12 protein-coding genes are annotated in these 16,505 nt (G+C 57.6%); 6 read left to right on the forward strand and 6 right to left on the reverse strand.

Going from position 1 to position 16,505, the window contains the following annotated elements:
- Positions 1–3: 3 nt before the first annotated feature.
- Positions 4–987 carry an HlyD family efflux transporter periplasmic adaptor subunit gene (locus CCX46_RS13955; protein ID WP_127927302.1) on the forward strand — a complete coding sequence of 328 codons (984 nt, stop codon included), beginning with the start codon at positions 4–6 and terminating at the stop codon, positions 985–987.
- Positions 988–1,046: 59 nt separating this feature from the next.
- Here the strand turns inward: CCX46_RS13955 and CCX46_RS13960 are convergent, their stop codons facing one another.
- From CCX46_RS13960 to CCX46_RS13975, 4 genes are all read right to left on the reverse strand, one after another.
- Complete coding sequence (locus CCX46_RS13960) at positions 1,047–2,468, reverse strand: efflux transporter outer membrane subunit (RefSeq protein WP_123449714.1); 1,422 nt, start codon at positions 2,466–2,468, stop codon at positions 1,047–1,049.
- Positions 2,465–5,644 carry an efflux RND transporter permease subunit gene (locus CCX46_RS13965; RefSeq protein WP_127927304.1) on the reverse strand — a complete coding sequence of 1,060 codons (3,180 nt, stop codon included), beginning with the start codon at positions 5,642–5,644 and terminating at the stop codon, positions 2,465–2,467. Before CCX46_RS13965 ends, CCX46_RS13960 begins: the two co-directional genes overlap by 4 nt.
- A 15-nt stretch (positions 5,645–5,659) precedes the next feature.
- On the reverse strand, positions 5,660–6,913 hold the full coding sequence (mexE, locus tag CCX46_RS13970) for a multidrug efflux RND transporter periplasmic adaptor subunit MexE (protein WP_127927306.1): 1,254 nt from the start codon (positions 6,911–6,913) through the stop codon (positions 5,660–5,662).
- A 272-nt stretch (positions 6,914–7,185) separates the two neighbouring features.
- Complete coding sequence (locus CCX46_RS13975; protein WP_127927308.1) at positions 7,186–8,925, reverse strand: dipeptidase; 1,740 nt, start codon at positions 8,923–8,925, stop codon at positions 7,186–7,188.
- A 218-nt stretch (positions 8,926–9,143) separates the two neighbouring features.
- Between CCX46_RS13975 and CCX46_RS13980 the strand changes: the two genes are divergently transcribed.
- Positions 9,144–11,162: an McrB family protein gene (locus CCX46_RS13980; protein ID WP_127927310.1), complete on the forward strand. Its 2,019-nt coding sequence runs from the start codon at positions 9,144–9,146 to the stop codon at positions 11,160–11,162.
- Positions 11,162–12,496 carry an McrC family protein gene (locus CCX46_RS13985; RefSeq protein ID WP_127927312.1) on the forward strand — a complete coding sequence of 445 codons (1,335 nt, stop codon included), beginning with the start codon at positions 11,162–11,164 and terminating at the stop codon, positions 12,494–12,496. The genes CCX46_RS13980 and CCX46_RS13985 overlap by 1 nt, the downstream gene beginning before the upstream one ends.
- A 44-nt stretch (positions 12,497–12,540) precedes the next feature.
- Here CCX46_RS13985 and CCX46_RS13990 read toward each other — a convergent pair whose 3' ends face one another.
- Together CCX46_RS13990 and CCX46_RS13995 are read right to left on the reverse strand one after the other, a co-directional pair.
- Positions 12,541–13,056 carry a hypothetical protein gene (locus tag CCX46_RS13990; protein ID WP_127927314.1) on the reverse strand — a complete coding sequence of 172 codons (516 nt, stop codon included), beginning with the start codon at positions 13,054–13,056 and terminating at the stop codon, positions 12,541–12,543.
- Positions 13,053–13,397: a hypothetical protein gene (locus CCX46_RS13995; RefSeq protein WP_238704402.1), complete on the reverse strand. Its 345-nt coding sequence runs from the start codon at positions 13,395–13,397 to the stop codon at positions 13,053–13,055. The genes CCX46_RS13990 and CCX46_RS13995 overlap by 4 nt, the downstream gene beginning before the upstream one ends.
- Before the next feature lie 496 nt (positions 13,398–13,893).
- Between CCX46_RS13995 and gcvA the strand changes: the two genes are divergently transcribed.
- From gcvA to CCX46_RS14010, 3 genes are all read left to right on the forward strand, one after another.
- A complete protein-coding gene (gene gcvA, locus CCX46_RS14000; protein ID WP_127927316.1) occupies positions 13,894–14,805 on the forward strand; it encodes a transcriptional regulator GcvA in 912 nt (303 codons plus the stop codon).
- A gap of 67 nt (positions 14,806–14,872) precedes the next feature.
- Positions 14,873–15,700, forward strand: coding sequence for a DMT family transporter (locus tag CCX46_RS14005; protein WP_127927318.1), 828 nt, complete (start codon positions 14,873–14,875; stop codon positions 15,698–15,700).
- A gap of 30 nt (positions 15,701–15,730) precedes the next feature.
- Positions 15,731–16,492, forward strand: a complete 762-nt coding sequence (locus tag CCX46_RS14010) for an SDR family oxidoreductase (protein WP_127927320.1) — start codon at positions 15,731–15,733, stop codon at positions 16,490–16,492.
- The last annotated feature ends 13 nt before the right edge of the window (positions 16,493–16,505 follow it).

The following is a 16,505-nucleotide window of genomic DNA, read 5'->3' on the forward strand; positions in this document are numbered from 1 at the left end:
GCCTTGAAAGTGTTACTCACTCGCTTGATAACGTTGTCGGTGGTGTTGCTGGCGATCGTGCTTGGCTGGTTTGCCTGGGAGCATTACACCCGCGCACCGTGGACTCGCGATGCCCGGGTGAGGGCGGATGTGGTGACGTTGTCGGCGGATGTCTCCGGGCGCATTGTCAGCCTCGCGGTGCAGGACAACCAGCATGTCGACAAGGGCCAACTGCTGATGGAGATCGACCCGGCGCGTTACCGCCTGGCAGTGGAGCACTCGCGCCGCGAGGTGGAAGTGGCCAAGGCAACGCTGGGTCAGTCGCAAGCGGCGATCGTTGCCAGCGAAGCGTTGCTCAAACAGCGGCAAAGCGAAGAGCGTCGGCGGCGTACGCTCAAGCAGGGTTTCGCGATTTCCGGGGAGGAATGGGAAAAATCCAGTACCGACGTGGCGGTGGCTCAGGCCGACCTGTTACGCAACCAGGCGAATCTCGGCCTGGCCGAGGCCAACGTACAACTGGCGATTGCCGCGTTGACCCAGGCCGAACTGGATTTGCAGCGCACTCGCGTCGAGTCACCGGTCAGTGGCTATGTCACTAACCTGCTGACTCGCGAAGGTGACTACGCAGTGAGTGGCGGCGCGTTGTTGGCGCTGGTTGACAGCGATTCGTTCTACATCAGCGGTTACTTCGAAGAAACCAAACTGCCACGGATCGAGGAGGGCGATCGGGTACGCGTGCAATTGATGAGCGGGGAGTCCTTCGACGGTACGGTGCAGAGCATTGCCTTCGCCATCGCCGACGGGGAGAACGCGCCGGGCAGCCGGTTACTGGCCAACATCAATCCGAGTTACACGTGGGTAAAACTGGCACAGCGGGTGCCGGTGCGGATCGAGATTGATGGCGGCTATGCCGGCAAGGATCGCTTGCGCGCAGGCACCACAGCCACCGTTACCGTCCTGGAAAACAACACTGGAAAAAAGGCACAAAAAAACCCCGCGACCGAATGATACGCGGGGCAAAAAATTTGGTTGGTTGCGGCCAACCAAAGGAGCTCTTTAACAATCGATTACTTGCTGGCCACTGTCTCCGGTTGCCAGCCACCGCCAAGGGCTTTGTAGATCGCGACGATGCCGCGATACAGGTCGACTTCGGCCTGGGCCTGGCTGTCTTCGGCGTTCAGGCGCTCACGCTGGGCGTCGAGCAACACAAGGAAGTCGGTCGTACCTTCGCGATAGCGGATTTCCGCCAGGTCGGCAGCCTTGCGGCTCGATTCGCTCTGACGGATCAGCGAGATCAAGCGTTGCTGACGTTTGCCGTAATCACTGAAAGCGTTTTCCGATTCTTCCAGGGCCAGCAGCACTTGTTGCTCGTAGGTCGCCAGGGCGCCTTCGGCATCGGCATCGGCGCCACGCAAACGGGCGCGCACGCTGCCAAGATCAAATGCTGCCCAAGTGATGCTCGGACCGAGAGCCCAGGCGTTGGCCGCCGAGGAACCAATCTGCGAACCACGCCCGGCCGTCCAGCCGAGGAAGCCGCTGAGGCTGACCCGTGGGAACAGATCGGCTTTCGCCACGCCGATGCGCGCCGTGGCCGAAGCCAGTTGGCGTTCAGCGCTGAGGATGTCCGGACGACGTTGCAACAGTTCACCCGGATCACCGATTGGCAGAGCCTTGGCAATCGCCGGCAAGTCTTTAGGACTCAGATCGACGGTCAGCTTGTCCGGACGCTCGCCCAAGAGGGTAGCGATACGGTTTTTCTGGCGAACCTGTTCTGCCTGCAATTGCGGCACGCTGGCTTCGACCGAGGCCAGACGCGCATCGGCGCGTTCGACATCGAGCTGATCGCCAACGCCGGCGTCACGCAGGCTGATGGTGATTTTGCGCGACTCCTGCTGGTTGTTCAGGTTGGCCACGGCGATCTTCTCGCGCAGCTGAGCGCCACGCAGTTGACCGTAAGCGTCGACCAGTTCGGCAATCATGGTGACTTGCAGTTGATACAGGTCGGCTTCCGCAGCTTGCTGATCGGCGTCGCTGGCTTCCAGGTTGCGCTGGATGCGGCCGAAAAGGTCCAGCTCCCAGGCCATGTCCAGACCGAGGTCATAGCGTTCGCTATTGACCCGGTTGGTGGTCTGGCCGGGGATTTGCCCCTTGGCCAGATCACTGCTGGCGCGGCTGGTGATGGTCGGCATCGCATCGTTGCTGGCGTCGTCGCGGATCGCCCGGGCGGCTTTCCAGCGGGCGAACGCCACGCGCAGTTCACGGTTGCCTTGCAGCGACTGGGTCACCAACTGGTTGAGGGTTGGATCGTCGAATTGCTGCCACCAGATGCCTTCGAATTTCGAACGGTCGAAGTTCTTTTGCCCGGCGGCGCCGTCGGTGGCGGCCGTGATATTGGCCGCCTCCGTGGCTGGGGTCTTGTAGTCGGGGCCGACAGCGCAGGCGCTGAGGGCCAGCACCAGCAGACTCGGCAGGAAGACTTTCAGACTCATTGTTGCGCCTCCAGTTTCAGAGCTTTGGCCGCTTTGCGGGCTTCGCCGCGTTCGACAAAGTTACGGATCAGTACGTAGAACACTGGCGTCAGCAACAGACCGAAGAAGGTCACCCCGAGCATCCCGGAGAACACCGCCACACCCATGGCGTGACGCATCTCGGCACCGGCACCGCTGGAGAACACCAGTGGCACCACACCCATGATGAACGCGAAAGAGGTCATCAGGATCGGCCGCAGACGCAGACGGCAGGCTTCCAGTACCGCTGCGAGCGGGTCGAGGCCTTCTTCCTGTTTGTCCTTCGCGAACTCGACGATCAGAATCGCGTTCTTACACGCCAATCCCACCAGTACGATCAAGCCGATCTGGGTGAAGATGTTGTTGTCACCGCCGGAGATGATCACACCGGTGATGGCCGACAGCAGGGTCATCGGTACGATCAGGATCACCGCCAGTGGCAGGCTCCAGCTTTCGTATTGAGCGGCCAGTACCAGGAACGCCAGCAATACGCAGAGCGGGAACACGAACAGCGCGGTGTTGCCGGACAGAATCTGCTGGTAGGTCAGGTCGGTCCACTCGTAGGTCATGCCGTTCGGCAGTTCATCTTTCAGCAGTTTCTCGATGGCTTTTTCCGCCTGGCCGGAGCTGTAGCCCGGGGCAGCCGCGCCGTTGATTTCTGCGGTGATGAAACCGTTGTAGTGCATCACGCGATCCGGGCCCGAGGTGTCGCTGACCTTGATGAAGGTCGCCAGCGGGATCATTTCGCCTTTGTTGTTGCGTACTTTCAGCTGGCCGATCTGGTCGGATTCGAGGCGGAACTGCTGTTCGGCCTGAACGTTGACCTGATAGGTACGCCCGAAGCGGTTGAAGTCGTTGGCATACAGCGAACCCAGGTAGATCTGCAGGGTGTCGAAGATGTCGCTGACGGCCACGCCGTGGGTCTTGGCTTTTTCACGGTCGATGGCGGCATCGACCTGTGGCACGTTCACCGTGTAGCTGGTGAACAGGCCGGCCAGTTCCGGCACGCTGTGGCTCTTGTTGATGATGTTCATGGTTTCTTTGTACAGCTCGTCGTAGCCCAGGTTGCCCCGGTCTTCGATTTGCAGACGGAAACCACCAATGGTGCCCAGACCTTGTACTGGCGGTGGCGGGAAGATCGCCATGTATGCCTCTTGAATGTTCGCGTATTGGCCGTTCAAGGCACCGGCGATTGCACCGGCGGACATGCTCGGGTCTTTACGTTCGTCGAACGGTTTCAGGGTCACGAAGACGATGCCGGCGTTCGGGCTGTTGGTGAAGCCGTTGATCGACAGACCCGGGAACGCTACGGCGCTTTCCACGCCTGGCTGTTTCAGCGCCATGTCCGACATGCGCTTGATCACTTCTTCGGTGCGATCCAGGCTCGAAGCATCCGGCAGTTGCGCGAAGGCCACCAGGTATTGCTTGTCCTGGCCGGGTACGAAACCGGTCGGCGTGCTGGAGAAACCGAAGAAGGTCAGCACCATCAGGCCTGCGTACAACAGCAGGGCGATGCCGCTGCTACGGATAACCCGGCGCACGGTGCCGACGTAGCCATGGCTGGCACGATCGAAGAAACGGTTGAACGGACGGAACAGCCAGCCACCGAAGATCTTGTCGAGCACTTTGGAGAAGCGGTCTTTCGGTGCGTCGTGGCTTTTCAGCAATACAGCGGCCAGTGCTGGCGACAGGGTCAGCGAGTTGAACGCCGAGATCACCGTCGAAATGGCGATGGTCAGTGCGAATTGCTTATAGAACTGCCCGGTGAGACCGGAGATGAAGGCCGCCGGAATGAACACCGCACACAGCACCAGCGCCGTGGCAACGATCGGGCCGGTCACTTCACGCATCGCCCGTTTGGTGGCTTCGACCGGTGTCAGTCCGAGTTCGATGTTCCGTTCGACGTTCTCCACCACCACGATGGCGTCGTCCACCACGATACCGATCGCCAGTACCAGGCCGAAAAGCGACAGCGCATTGAGCGAGAAGCCGAACAGGTGCATCACCGCAAACGTACCGATCAACGATACCGGCACCGCCACCAACGGAATGATCGAGGCGCGCCAGGTTTGCAGGAACAGGATCACCACCAGTACCACGAGGATCAGTGCTTCGAAGAGGGTGTGAACCACCGCCTCGATCGAGCCGCGCACGAAAATCGTCGGGTCATAGACGATGCTGTAGTCCATGCCTTGCGGGAAGTTTTTCTTCAGCTCGTCCATCTTGCCGCGAACATCGTTAGAGATGTCGATGGCATTGGAGCCTGGACGCTGGAAGATCGGGATGGCCACCGCCGGCTGGTTGTCCAGCAACGAACGTAGCGCATATTGGCTGGAGCCCAGTTCAACGCGAGCGATGTCCTTGAGGCGAGTGATTTCACCGTTGTCGCCTGCGCGAATGACGATGTTCTCGAATTCTTCCTCGCTGACCAGTCGGCCCTGAGTGTTGACCGACAGCTGGAAGCTCTGGGCATTCGGGGCAGGGGGCGCACCCAATTGACCGGCCGCGACCTGACGGTTCTGCTCACGAATCGCGGTCACTACATCGGTAGCGGTCAGATTGCGCGAAGCGGTCTTGTTCGGGTCAAGCCAGACACGCAGCGAGTAGTCGCCCATACCGAACAGCTGCACGTCACCGACACCGTTCAGACGAGCCAGCTCATCCTTGATGTTGAGGATTGCGTAGTTGGACAGGTAGAGCATGTCGTAGCGCTTGTCCGGGGAGGTCAAGTGCACAACCATGGTCAGGTCAGGCGAAGCCTTGTCGACGGTGATACCGATGCGCGTCACTTCCTCGGGAAGTTTCGGCTCGGTACGAGTCACCCGGTTTTGCACCTGCACCTGCGCATTGTCCAGATCAGTGCCCAGAGCGAAAGTGATGGTCAGGGTGATCTTGCCGTCGGCGGTCGACTGCGAGGACATGTACAGCATGTTCTCGACGCCGGTGATGGCCTGCTCCAGCGGAGCGGCCACGGTTTCACCGATGACTTTAGGGTTAGCGCCCGGGAAGTTGGCACGCACGACCACGGTTGGCGGCACGACTTCCGGGTATTCGCTGATCGGTAGCTGGAACAGCGAGATCGCACCGGCGATCAGGATCAGCAGCGACAGCACCGCTGCGAAGATCGGCCGTGAAATGAAGAATTGGGAAAAATTCATCGGAGTTGTCGTCCCTTAACCGCGTGGGGTCGTAGCAGCCAGCTTCACAACCGAACCGGACGCACCTTTGGCAGGGGCGACTTTGGGCAGGTTGCTGGCTTCCAGCGCTTGACGTTGTTGAGCGAGTGCCGCGATGGTCTGTTCGCTGGCCATCGGCACCACTTCTGGGGTGACCGGCGAGCCAGGACGAACCCGTTGCAGACCCTTGACGATGATCGTGTCGTCCTTGTTCAGGCCGTTACGGACGATGCGCAAGCCTTCGATTTTCGGACCCAGTTCGACGGCGCGGTACGCGGTTTTGTTGTCCGCATCCATCACCAGTACGAACTTCTTGCCCAGGTCGGTACCGACGGCTTCGTCGTTGATCAGCATGGCGTTGTAGGTGCCGCTGCCGACCAGTTTCAGCCGTGCATACAGGCCCGGGGTGTAGGTGCCGTCGCGGTTATCGAATACCGCGCGACCCCGGATGGTGCCGGTTTTCGGGTTGACCTGGTTGTCGACGAAGTTCATCTGGCCGAGGTGCGGGTTGCCGTCTTCGTTGGACAGGCCCATGTACACCGGGGTGGTCGCGCCGCGCTGACCGTTACGGGCGAGTTGGGTGTATTTGAGGAACACACGCTCGTCAGCGTCAAAGTAGGCATAAACGCGGTCGGTGGACACCACACTGGTCAGCGGGGTGGTGTCGGCAGTCACCAGGTTACCGGCGGTGATCTCGGCACGGCTGACGCGGCCACTGATCGGCGCGGTTACGCGGGTGAAGCTGAGGTTCAGTTTGGCCAGGTCCAGTTGCGCTTGCAGGGCACCGACGGCGGCGCGGGCTTCTTGAGCGGCGCTGGTGCGCGAGTCGGCCAGTTCGGCGGAAATGGCGTTGCTGGCACGCAGACGTTCACCACGACCGGCTTCGTTTTCGCTGCGGGTGGCGTTGGCGCGGGATTGGGCGACCAGTGCTTCGAGGCGGCGCACCTCAGCCTGGAACGGGCGCGGGTCAATCTGGAACAGCAGGTCGCCTTTCTTGACCAGTGCGCCTTCGGTGAAAGCCACCTCGTCAATCTGGCCGGAGACCCGTGGACGGATTTCAACGGTTTCTGGCGCTTCGAGGCGCCCGGTGAATTCGTCCCACTCGTTGACCGGTTGTTCCAGCACCTTGGCCACGCTGACTTTCGCAGCGGGCATAGTGGCGGCAGTCTCCGGAGTCTTGCCGCAGGCGCTCATCACCAGTACGGCCAACATGGCCAACGGGAAGCGCAAATGTTTGAGTGACTGTTCCATGGATGCATCCGCCAATGTATTGAAGATGGGCGGATGATGCTCGGCGAGGTGTGATGGCACGAATCGAATGAAGCAAAGGTAACTATCATTCGGAATGATATAAGAGCCGAACGAGCCCTCTAGCATGCACCTTTCGTTAGGTGGCTATCAATCTCTCTGAAGGCAACTCTGTGTTGCCCAGTGTGCAAAAGTCTGGGGCGAGGCTGCGCGGCGGGGATTATGCGGGGATTAAAAATGCCGAACCCGCCATGGCGGCGGGTTCGACAATGCGGTCAGAGTTTCGGCAACTGACCGATGCGGCCAATCATTTCCGTGACGATCTGCAGATCCAGCTGGAATTGCTCCACAGTCTTGAACTCGCCATCGGTGTGACCGGTGTACTTCACATCCGGCATCGCCAGACCGAACTGCACACCGTTCGGCAGTTCATGCACGGAGGTGGCGCCGGCGGAGGTACCGAACTCGTGTTTCATACCGAGGTTTTCTGTCGAAACCGCCAACAATGCCTTGACCCATTCGCCCTCAGGATTGCGGTACATCGGCTTCGCAATCGAGTAGTCGAGCGCAACCGCTACGTGGGATTTCTTGCTCCACGCCGCCAGTTTCTCAGCGATTTCAGCCTTGAGCTTCTCCGGCGACTTGCCCTTCGGCACGCGCAGGTTGACCGCGAGTTTGAAGGCCTTTTCGTCCATGCCGACGTAGGTCAGCGAAGTCGTCAGCGGCCCCATGAAGGAATCCGAGAAGCCGACACCCAGCTTGTTGCCCAGGTAATCCAGGCCCCAGTTGTCGGCGGCATAACGCGCGGCATCGGTGATGTGGTTGTGCTTGAACGCGACTTTGCCATCAAGGCTATTGATAAAGACCAGCATCCGCGCGACCGGGTTGACCCCGGATTCGGGCTCGGAGGAGTGCGCGGACACACCGGTCACGGTCAGTTTGACGTCTTTGCCGTCGACCTTGGCGCTGACCTGGAAATCGCCGCCATTGCGCTTGGCAAACTCGTCACCGGCCTTCTGCAGGCTGGCAGCCAGCTCCGCAGGCTTGTCGGTGACCAGGGTGGCGACCGACGCCGAAGGAATCTGGTTGGTCGCCAGGCCACCGGTCATCGAGGTGATCTCCGCACCTTTGCCTTCACCTTTGCGCTTGGCAAAGTTGGCCATGACGGTGCCGTAGCCTTTCTCGGCAATCACCACCGGGTAACCACCATCCAGCGCCAGGTTGTAGTTCGGCGTCGGATTGCGTTCGAAGTAGTAAGGGATCGCGTCGCCCGTGGTTTCTTCGGTGGTGTCGACCAGCAGCTTGAAGTTGCGCACCAGCGGCAGTTTTTCTTCCTTGATGACTTTCATGGCGTAGAGCGTGACCACGATACCGTTCTTGTCATCCTCGGTGCCGCGACCATACATGCGGTCACCGATCCGGGTGATCTTGAACGGGTCGAGGCGGGTGCCATCCTTGAGCACCCAGTTTTCCGGCGTCACCGGTACCACGTCGGCGTGCGCATGAATGCCGACGACTTCATCGCCACTGCCGTCGAGGGAAATCTCGTAGACGCGGTTGTCGATGTTGCGGAATTTCAGATTGAATGACTCGGCAAGACTTTTGATCTTTGCGGCGATCTTGATGAATTCCGGGTTGTCATGCTGTTCGACACCGTCCTTGCGATACGTCGGGATCTCGACCAGTTCGCGCAGGGTTTCGGTGGCGGCAGCGCTGTATTTCGCGCGCGTGTAGATACCCAACAGACGATAGATTTCGTTCTGCTGCTCGGCCGTCAGGCTCTTGTTATCGAGGTAAGCACCAATAGCCGGGCCGATGTCGGCGGTTTTCGCCAGATCGCTCTTGCCCAGGCTGCCGAGGAACTGGCGGAAGTCTGTGGCTTTGTCGGCGCTGTAAGTCTTGAGAATTTCAGCGCTCTGCTGCGGGGTGATATTGGCTTGTGCGGGCGCCGTGAACACGGCAAGACCGGCCAGCATCAAGGTGGTGGCAGCCAGTTTTTTGAAAGGGACATTCATTACGAAGGGCATTCCTTTGCAGGGCAGTGAGTTAGGCGTGTCTCAACGCTGAGACACATACACTTACAAACTAACACCGTGCCAGAGCCTTGCGGGAGACCTGAAAGGGGATGTGTCGCACAAAAACGCAAAAGAGGCGCACAAATGAAAAACTATTTCGAGGTGCTCTATCCGCGCCCTATGAGTGATGGCACCATGCGATTACTTTCAAGGATGGGATGACAAACGTGGCGTCAAACTTCTTCACCCCCGCTCAATTCGACTGTTTGAATACATGGCACGAGAAGGTCTTTGACAAGACCGACATTTCACACCGGCGTGCCTACAGCCAATTACGTGAGGCGTACGACATCACCAAGCAATGGGCTTACGTATTACAACGGCGTGTGTTTCCAGACAGCATCGCCCCCCATGTCATTCGCAGGCCCATTGGCCAGTGGAGCAAGAAGTTTTTGGGCTACAACTGGGCACGAATCTATCCTCGTGCGGACGCTCCCCAAGGCTTGGCATATACCGTCGGTATTGATGCCACTTGGGGCTTTGTCGTCAAACTTGATCTGGTCGATAAAAAGATCACAGATCCCACGTTGCGTGAGCGCTATGAAAAGTTGCGCGGCCCTTATCAGTCATCACCTATTGTTGCGACCTTGCCAGCGGAACAGGGCCTGGCGCGCGGCTTCCAGGGAATTGTCGACTGGAGTGCCGAGGCCATTACAAAATTTGAAATTGGATACGAAGATATGGCTGAACAGTTTGGTTTGAACACTACGCCTGCCTTGTCAGAATTGTTGGAACACTTCCAAGTCAGCAAGGACTTCAGACTGCGGCAGCCAAAGTGGAGTCGCGAGATGACGCAGTTGTTTGCCCGCTTCGCTGTTGCGATACACGAACTGGGTTTTGACTGGTGGTCAACCAAGTCGACTAATACTCAGTTGGTCTTCGGCAGCAAGCGCAAGGATGCGATAAAGGGATCATCAACGGGCGTGTTGTTTGTGCAATCGAATCGTGTGTCGGTCCGTTGGGCATCTTTCGGTGGTCTCAAAACAATATCGGTAAACGAGGATCTGAGTGAGGCGCTTGTAGCGTCGGTTGAAGCAATAGATGCCCAAAATAGCGGTATCTGGCCCCAGCAAGAGCCAACCTTCAGGCGCATAGGTTTATGGCCAGATAATTACGGTAGCGAGGAAAGTGTGGGCGCAGAGGAGGGTGAATATCCCGATAGTCTTGGATCGTTCAAGGCGGACGCTCCACGGAATCGAATTTATTTTGGCCCGCCGGGCACTGGCAAAACCCGCATGTTGCAAGCTCTGCTCCGTGATGAATACACGTCCTGCGAAGGCACTAAGCGCTACGAGTTTGTGACGTTTCACCAATCCTACGGCTACGAAGAGTTTGTTGAGGGCCTGCGTCCGGTGCTTGTCGATCCCTGCGGTCAGGCACCCGAAGCGGAGTTGGCAAAGGATGTCCGCTACGAGATCAAAAAAGGTACATTCCTGCGGCTGTGCGAAGAGGCACAGAAAAATCCGGATCAGCAGTACGCGATGGTGATCGACGAAATCAACCGCGGCAACATCAGCAAGATTTTCGGCGAGCTGATCACGCTTATCGAAGTCGACAAGCGCAAGGGTGGCGAATATGAGGTGACCCTGACGCTGCCTTACTCAAACACGCCATTCAGCGTTCCATCAAATGTTGATGTGATCGGGACGATGAATACGGCCGACCGCTCACTGGCATTAGTTGATACGGCATTGCGTCGTCGTTTCGAATTCATCGAGTTGATGCCAGAGCCGTCGGTGTTAACCGGAATCGAGGTTTCCGAAAGAGGCCATATCATCCGTCTCGATGATCTCCTGACTGTAGTCAACAAGCGTATCGAAGCGTTGTATGACCGTGAACACGCTATTGGACACGCGTATTTCACGTCTTTGAAAAATATCGCACCCGAGGCGCGTTTCCCGGCTCTCGCCGACATTTTCAAAACTCGCATTATTCCTCTGCTGGAAGAGTATTTTTTCGAGGATTGGCAAAAAATTCGACTGGTATTGGGTGATAACCAGAAAACAGGGGGCATGTTTGAGTTTGTCCAAGAGTTGAGAACCGACAGTCTTCCCAAGGATCTGTTTGGCGCCAATCACGGGCTGGATGAATACTCGCTGCGGCCTCAGTACCGTTTGAATGCGGATGCGTTGCGTCACCCGCAAGCTTTTATAGAAATCTACGCGACGCTTGCCTGATGACGTCCATACAGATTTTCGAGTTCGACACGCTGGTACCCAAGACTGACGGTGCGAATGGCAACACTGTTCCTGCGAAGGTATTTGCCTGGCTTGAAGAACAATGCCTGACCCCTGACGTACAGGCGCCGGTCTGGATGAAACTGACCAGTCGTCGGGGGCGGCGCGCCATTCAGCTCACCAACTATGTGGGCGTGCTCTGCGCTCCTTGCGGTTATCAGATAGAGATTCTGCCCAAGATCGGTCGCGATACGTCTGTGAAAAAGGCTCGTAGTAATTTGATTGAAATGCTCAAGTGTCTTCGGGGCTTTCGTCATATCAAGACATCTGATGCTGATCTTCAAAAGCACCAGATGCCGTTGCTCGAGGTATTTCTCCAGCAGTTTTTAGGGTCCGCAAGGGATGTAGTGAAGCGAGGCGTTCGAAGTGACTACAGCACTCGGCAGGCAAATATGTCGAGCCTGCGTGGCAAATTGTTGTTAGCGCCTCATCTCTCGCAGAATGTGGTGCGTCGTGACCGGTTTTTCACCGAATACGACGAGTTTATTCAAGACAGGGCGGAAAACAGGCTTATTCATACTGCTCTGCGAAAAGCGCTTGGCATGTGCAAAGCACCGGCTAACCAGCGCTTGGCGCGCGAGTTGAGTTTCGTGTTTGCCGAAGTGCCGATGTGCACCGACATTGTCCAGGATCTCAAGCGCATCCGGCTGGATCGGGGCATGGCCTATTACGAACCTGCGCTTGCCTGGGCACGGTTAATCCTGCAGGGCGACAGCCCGGTGACAGGTGCAGGAAAGCACAACGCACCTTCCATGTTGTTTCCTATGGAGGCGGTGTTCGAAGCTTATGTGGCCAAGCACCTTGGAGCTCAGGTCCGACAGGGTTTCAATCTGCGGACCCAGACCAGCAAGCACCATTTAGTGAGCCACAAGCAGCAAGACTGGTTTCGCCTCAAGCCGGATTTGCTGATAGAGCAGGGCGTGCAGACTTGCATGGTGCTCGATACGAAATGGAAGCTTCTGGATAGCGCCAAGGGTAACAGCAGTGAGAAGTACCAACTCAGCCAGAGCGACTTCTACCAATTGCACGCCTACGCACACATTTATTTGAAAAGCCTGGGCAGCGTCGTCTTGATCTACCCGTGGACGGAGTCATTTACTCAAGCTTTGCCTGTATTCGAATTCAGTAGTTCGAAAGACTTGAAACTCTGGGTTGTGCCGTTTTGTTTCGAAAGCCGCAAGTTGTTACTGCCAGAGATATCACCTTTGGGTTGGTGTCTCTATGGCAGTGAAACTCGCGAAATCGTGGAGGGGGAAAGCACTCTCCAGGCATGAGTTATCGATGCGGGAATACACGGTTACCCTTCACGAGGTGGTGGTTAACTGAAAAGCTGCTCAATCATGAACTTGGACGGAATGGACATCGTATTCGTGTAATAGGCCTCATACCCATAGGCGGTTATGCGAACTTTGCACGGAATTGAAGCTTGCGACGCCAGCAACGGCTTGATGGCGTCGTAGTCATTCAAGTCGCGTTGCGTTCCATCCGGATTGGTGTAGTAAAAGATCAGATCGGAAGAGAATTTGTAGTTGGGCTTGGCCTGACTGCTCGCGTTCACTCGGCCTTCGGCTTTAATCGCGATTGAATGCTCAGACGAAAACTCCATATCACGATTGAGAGAGCAGATCAGTGTCGGTGTGAGCTGATTGGATTTTTCGTAATCATTGAAAGCACTCTGCAAGTCCACCGTGGAACTGACGTGCGCGGTGAACAGGTTGTTGGGGCTCAGTGCGAACGACGATAACGTGAGGTCTGCCGGTGGAATGCCCGCTGTCTTTACACAGCCGGTGCAGAGAAGAACTACCAGGTAAATAACTGCGCGGAATCTGTTCATTGGCCGAAGATACCGTTGATTGAATCAAAAATCAGATCGCAGGCGGATTTCGTTCCTTGCACAGGTTCGAAAAACATCCAGTCAGCAGAAGCATGGTGCTTATCAATGGTTTTATTGATGGTCGGACCTGCCTCGATAATCCAGCGCTCCCTGAAGTCAGCGACACAGTCAGATTTGTCAGGTGTACTGGCGTTGGTGCGGATGTTGATCCATGTTTCGGCGACAGGCGTTGGTTCAGAGAAATAGATGTCGGAACCCACCCATACGAGGAACCCTTCACCCACGGGATCGAGTGTCACCAGATTAATGGTTTTCGTGCAGCGACGGCTGGATAGCAGCACTTGAACTTATGCTCAACGCAGTAGGCCGGAGAATGTCGGCCTTGGGCAGGCGTGGTACCCGGGAAGTGCGAAGATGTGGTGTCAGTTCAGCAAGACGTTGATCACCTGGGCATCCGGACTGATGCGCGTGTTCGTCTTCAATCACACCGATGGTGTTTGCACAGGCGAGGGGCACAGGCGTTTGCATGCGTGAAGTACGCATAAAATCTTACCGTCCTTGGAAATTTCGTTGCGAAGAATGCCGCAAGCCACTTTTGCGTTCAACAGTATTGCGCATCTCAAAATCTGATATCAGAAAGGGACAAGGCGTGACTCGCGCGTATTGCGGCGAAAGCCGACCCAAGAATGATGGCTTTCCATCCAGCTGTTTCACGGTTGATAGGGTCGCGTAGCACGAAGTCGTTCAGATGCTGGAGGATCAGCGAGTGAGTTTTGCTCTATCATGAGCTGGCGTTCATGTAAGCACTTTTCTGATAACTCGCTGGATGCTGCCCTAATGAGAGACCTGCCGCCCACCGCGACCTTGCGCGCATTTGAAGCTGCCACCCGGCATTTGACCTTTACGTCGGCCGCACAAGAGCTACATGTGACTCAAAGCGCGGTCAGTCACCAGCTCAAGCATCTTGAAGCCCTTTGGGGGGTGCAGTTGTTTGAACGTGGCAAGGCGTTACGCCTCACAGCAGCGGGGGCTGCGCTGGCGCCCATCGTGCGCGAATTTTTCATCAGCCTGGAGGCGACTTTGGGGGATTTGCGCGAGCAAAAAGACAGAGTTCGACTCAGCGTCAGCACCACTTATTCTTTCGCTCTCAAATGGCTGCTGCCACGCTTGCCGCGTCTCTCTCGTCAGCACCCCGAGCTGCTGGTCTCGCTGGACACCACGGACGAAATAATCCACTTCTCTCACGGCCAGGCTGATGTTGCGATCAGGCTAGGCAAGGGCAATTACCCCGGTCTGCATTCGGAGTTCCTTTTTGGGGAGCAGGTATTTCCTGTGGCCAGCCCCGAACTGCTGCGGCGCGATGGGACACCACAGAGCCCCGCAGAGTTGTTGCATTTCCCGCTGCTGACGCGGGATGGTGCCGAACTGGTGCCAAAATGGGAGGTATGGTTTCAAGCCGTCGGGCTGGCCTATTTGCCGCTCAAGGAGAGCGTCAGATTTGGCGACACCAACATGACGGTCGAGGCAGCCTTGCTCGGCCATGGCGTTGCATTGGTGCGCAGCGGGCATGTCGAGAACGAAATCAGCGATGGCCGTTTGGTGCGGTTGTTTGATGTGCCATTCCCATCACCGCTGGCGTACTACTTCGTCTGCCCCAAGGGCATCGAAGCGCAACCGCATATCGCCAGCTTTTGCCAATGGTTGGTCAGTGAGGCGCTGAAGTCCAACGACCGGATGGGTGAGTCATGAGTATACGTTCATGCTGCGATGAGGAGGCTTCGCTTTAGTCCCGTTGCCGCATTGCCTAAAGTGGCGCATGCCTATTCATATCATCTTCCTCGTGCTTTTCGCCGCGCTCCTGCATGCCAGCTGGAATGCGCTGCTGCGTAGCGGCGCCGATCGGTTGTGGTCGATGACGGTGATGTGCATTGCCATTGCCATCACCAGTGGCGTCGCCGCAGTGTTCATGGATCCCCCCGCAATTGAGAGCTGGGACTACGCGGTGCTTTCGGGCTTGCTGCATGTCGGCTACAACCTGTTTCTGGTGCGCAGTTACCGGGTCGGCGACCTGGGGCAGACCTATCCGATCTCACGTGGATCGTCGCCGGTGCTGATTACCTTGGGGGCCGCCGTATTTGCTGGAGAAAGCATCACGCCTGACGTGTTACTCGGTATTGCGCTGGTGTCAGGCGGGATTATGTCGCTGGCTTTCAGAGGGCGCAGTCTGTCGGTTCCCAGCCTGCCTTATGCGCTGGGAACGGGCGGCTTTATCGCGGCCTACAGCGTGGTCGACGGCATCGGCGCCAGGCTCTCCGGCGCGCCGCTTGCCTACACCGTGTGGATGTGTGCGCTGTGGGGCGTGCTGATGCCGGTGGTCTACATCGGCCTACGCGATACCCGCAGCTTGTTCTGCGTCCGGCCCGGAACAGTGACCGCATTGGTCGGCGGGCTGGTCTCTTTGCTCGCCTATGCAATGGTCATCTACGCCATGACCGAAGCGCCCTTGGGCGCGGTATCGGCATTGCGCGAAACCAGCGTGCTGTTTGCGGCGTTGATCGGCTATGTGTTTCTCGGCGAGACGCTCACCGCGCGCCGAATACTGGCATGCGTAGTGATCGCCAGCGGCACCCTCATCATTGGCTGATACAGCCCAACGGCTCAGGAGTCATGTTTCATGGTCAACGTCTCGCAGGCACCGCTGATTCTAATCACGGGTGGAAGTCGTGGAGTGGGGGCAGCCACCGCGCGGCTGGCCGCCGCAAGAGGTTATGACGTGGCGATCAGCTACGTTGCCAACGAGTCCGCGGCGCTGGCCGTGGCTGCGGATGTAGAAGCATTGGGGCGCCGGGCGTTGACGATGCGGGCCGACAGTGCGGACCCCCAACAGGTGGCCGATTTGTTCGCGGCCATCGACCGCACGTTCGGACGCATCGACGTCCTGGTCAATAACGCCGGGATGCTGGCGCCTCAGTCACGCCTGGAGGACCTCGGCTTCGAGCGGATGCAGCGCATCTTTGCGGTCAATGCCATTGGGCCAGTTCTCTGTGCCCAACAGGCGGTGAAGCGTATGTCTTACCGCCACAACGGCCCGGGCGGCGTGGTGATCAATGTGTCTTCGGCCTCGGCGCGCCTTGGTAGCCCCAATGAATATGTCGACTATGCGGCGTCAAAGGGAGCCTTGGAAACGTTCACCATTGGCTTTGCAAAAGAGGTGGCTCGGGAAGGTATACGCGTCAACTGTATTCGCCCCGGACATATCTATACCGACATGCATGCCAGTGGCGGTGAGCCGGGGCGGGTGGATCGTGTCAAGGATTCGATCCCGATGGGGCGGGGCGGACAGCCTGAGGAAGTAGCTCGCGCGATTCTATGGTTGGCGAGCGCGGAGGCATCCTTCGTTACCGGTACATTCCTCGATGTAACGGGGGGCAAATGAGTCAGTGGCACGG

Source organism: Pseudomonas sp. RU47 (assembly GCF_004011755.1).
Classification (GTDB): domain Bacteria; phylum Pseudomonadota; class Gammaproteobacteria; order Pseudomonadales; family Pseudomonadaceae; genus Aquipseudomonas.

Bases quoted from the DNA above. Each gene is read 5' to 3' on its own strand.
- CCX46_RS13960 (WP_123449714.1), bottom strand. From the start codon at position 2,468: ATGAGTCTGAAAGTCTTCCTGCCGAGTCTGCTGGTGCTGGCCCTCAGC.
- CCX46_RS13965 (WP_127927304.1), bottom strand. From the start codon at position 5,644: ATGAATTTTTCCCAATTCTTCATTTCACGGCCGATCTTCGCAGCGGTG.
- mexE (WP_127927306.1), bottom strand. From the start codon at position 6,913: ATGGAACAGTCACTCAAACATTTGCGCTTCCCGTTGGCCATGTTGGCC.
- CCX46_RS13975 (WP_127927308.1), bottom strand. From the start codon at position 8,925: ATGAATGTCCCTTTCAAAAAACTGGCTGCCACCACCTTGATGCTGGCC.
- CCX46_RS13980 (WP_127927310.1), top strand. From the start codon at position 9,144: ATGACAAACGTGGCGTCAAACTTCTTCACCCCCGCTCAATTCGACTGT.
- CCX46_RS13985 (WP_127927312.1), top strand. From the start codon at position 11,162: ATGACGTCCATACAGATTTTCGAGTTCGACACGCTGGTACCCAAGACT.
- CCX46_RS13990 (WP_127927314.1), bottom strand. From the start codon at position 13,056: ATGAACAGATTCCGCGCAGTTATTTACCTGGTAGTTCTTCTCTGCACC.
- gcvA (WP_127927316.1), top strand. From the start codon at position 13,894: ATGAGAGACCTGCCGCCCACCGCGACCTTGCGCGCATTTGAAGCTGCC.
- CCX46_RS14005 (WP_127927318.1), top strand. From the start codon at position 14,873: ATGCCTATTCATATCATCTTCCTCGTGCTTTTCGCCGCGCTCCTGCAT.
- CCX46_RS14010 (WP_127927320.1), top strand. From the start codon at position 15,731: ATGGTCAACGTCTCGCAGGCACCGCTGATTCTAATCACGGGTGGAAGT.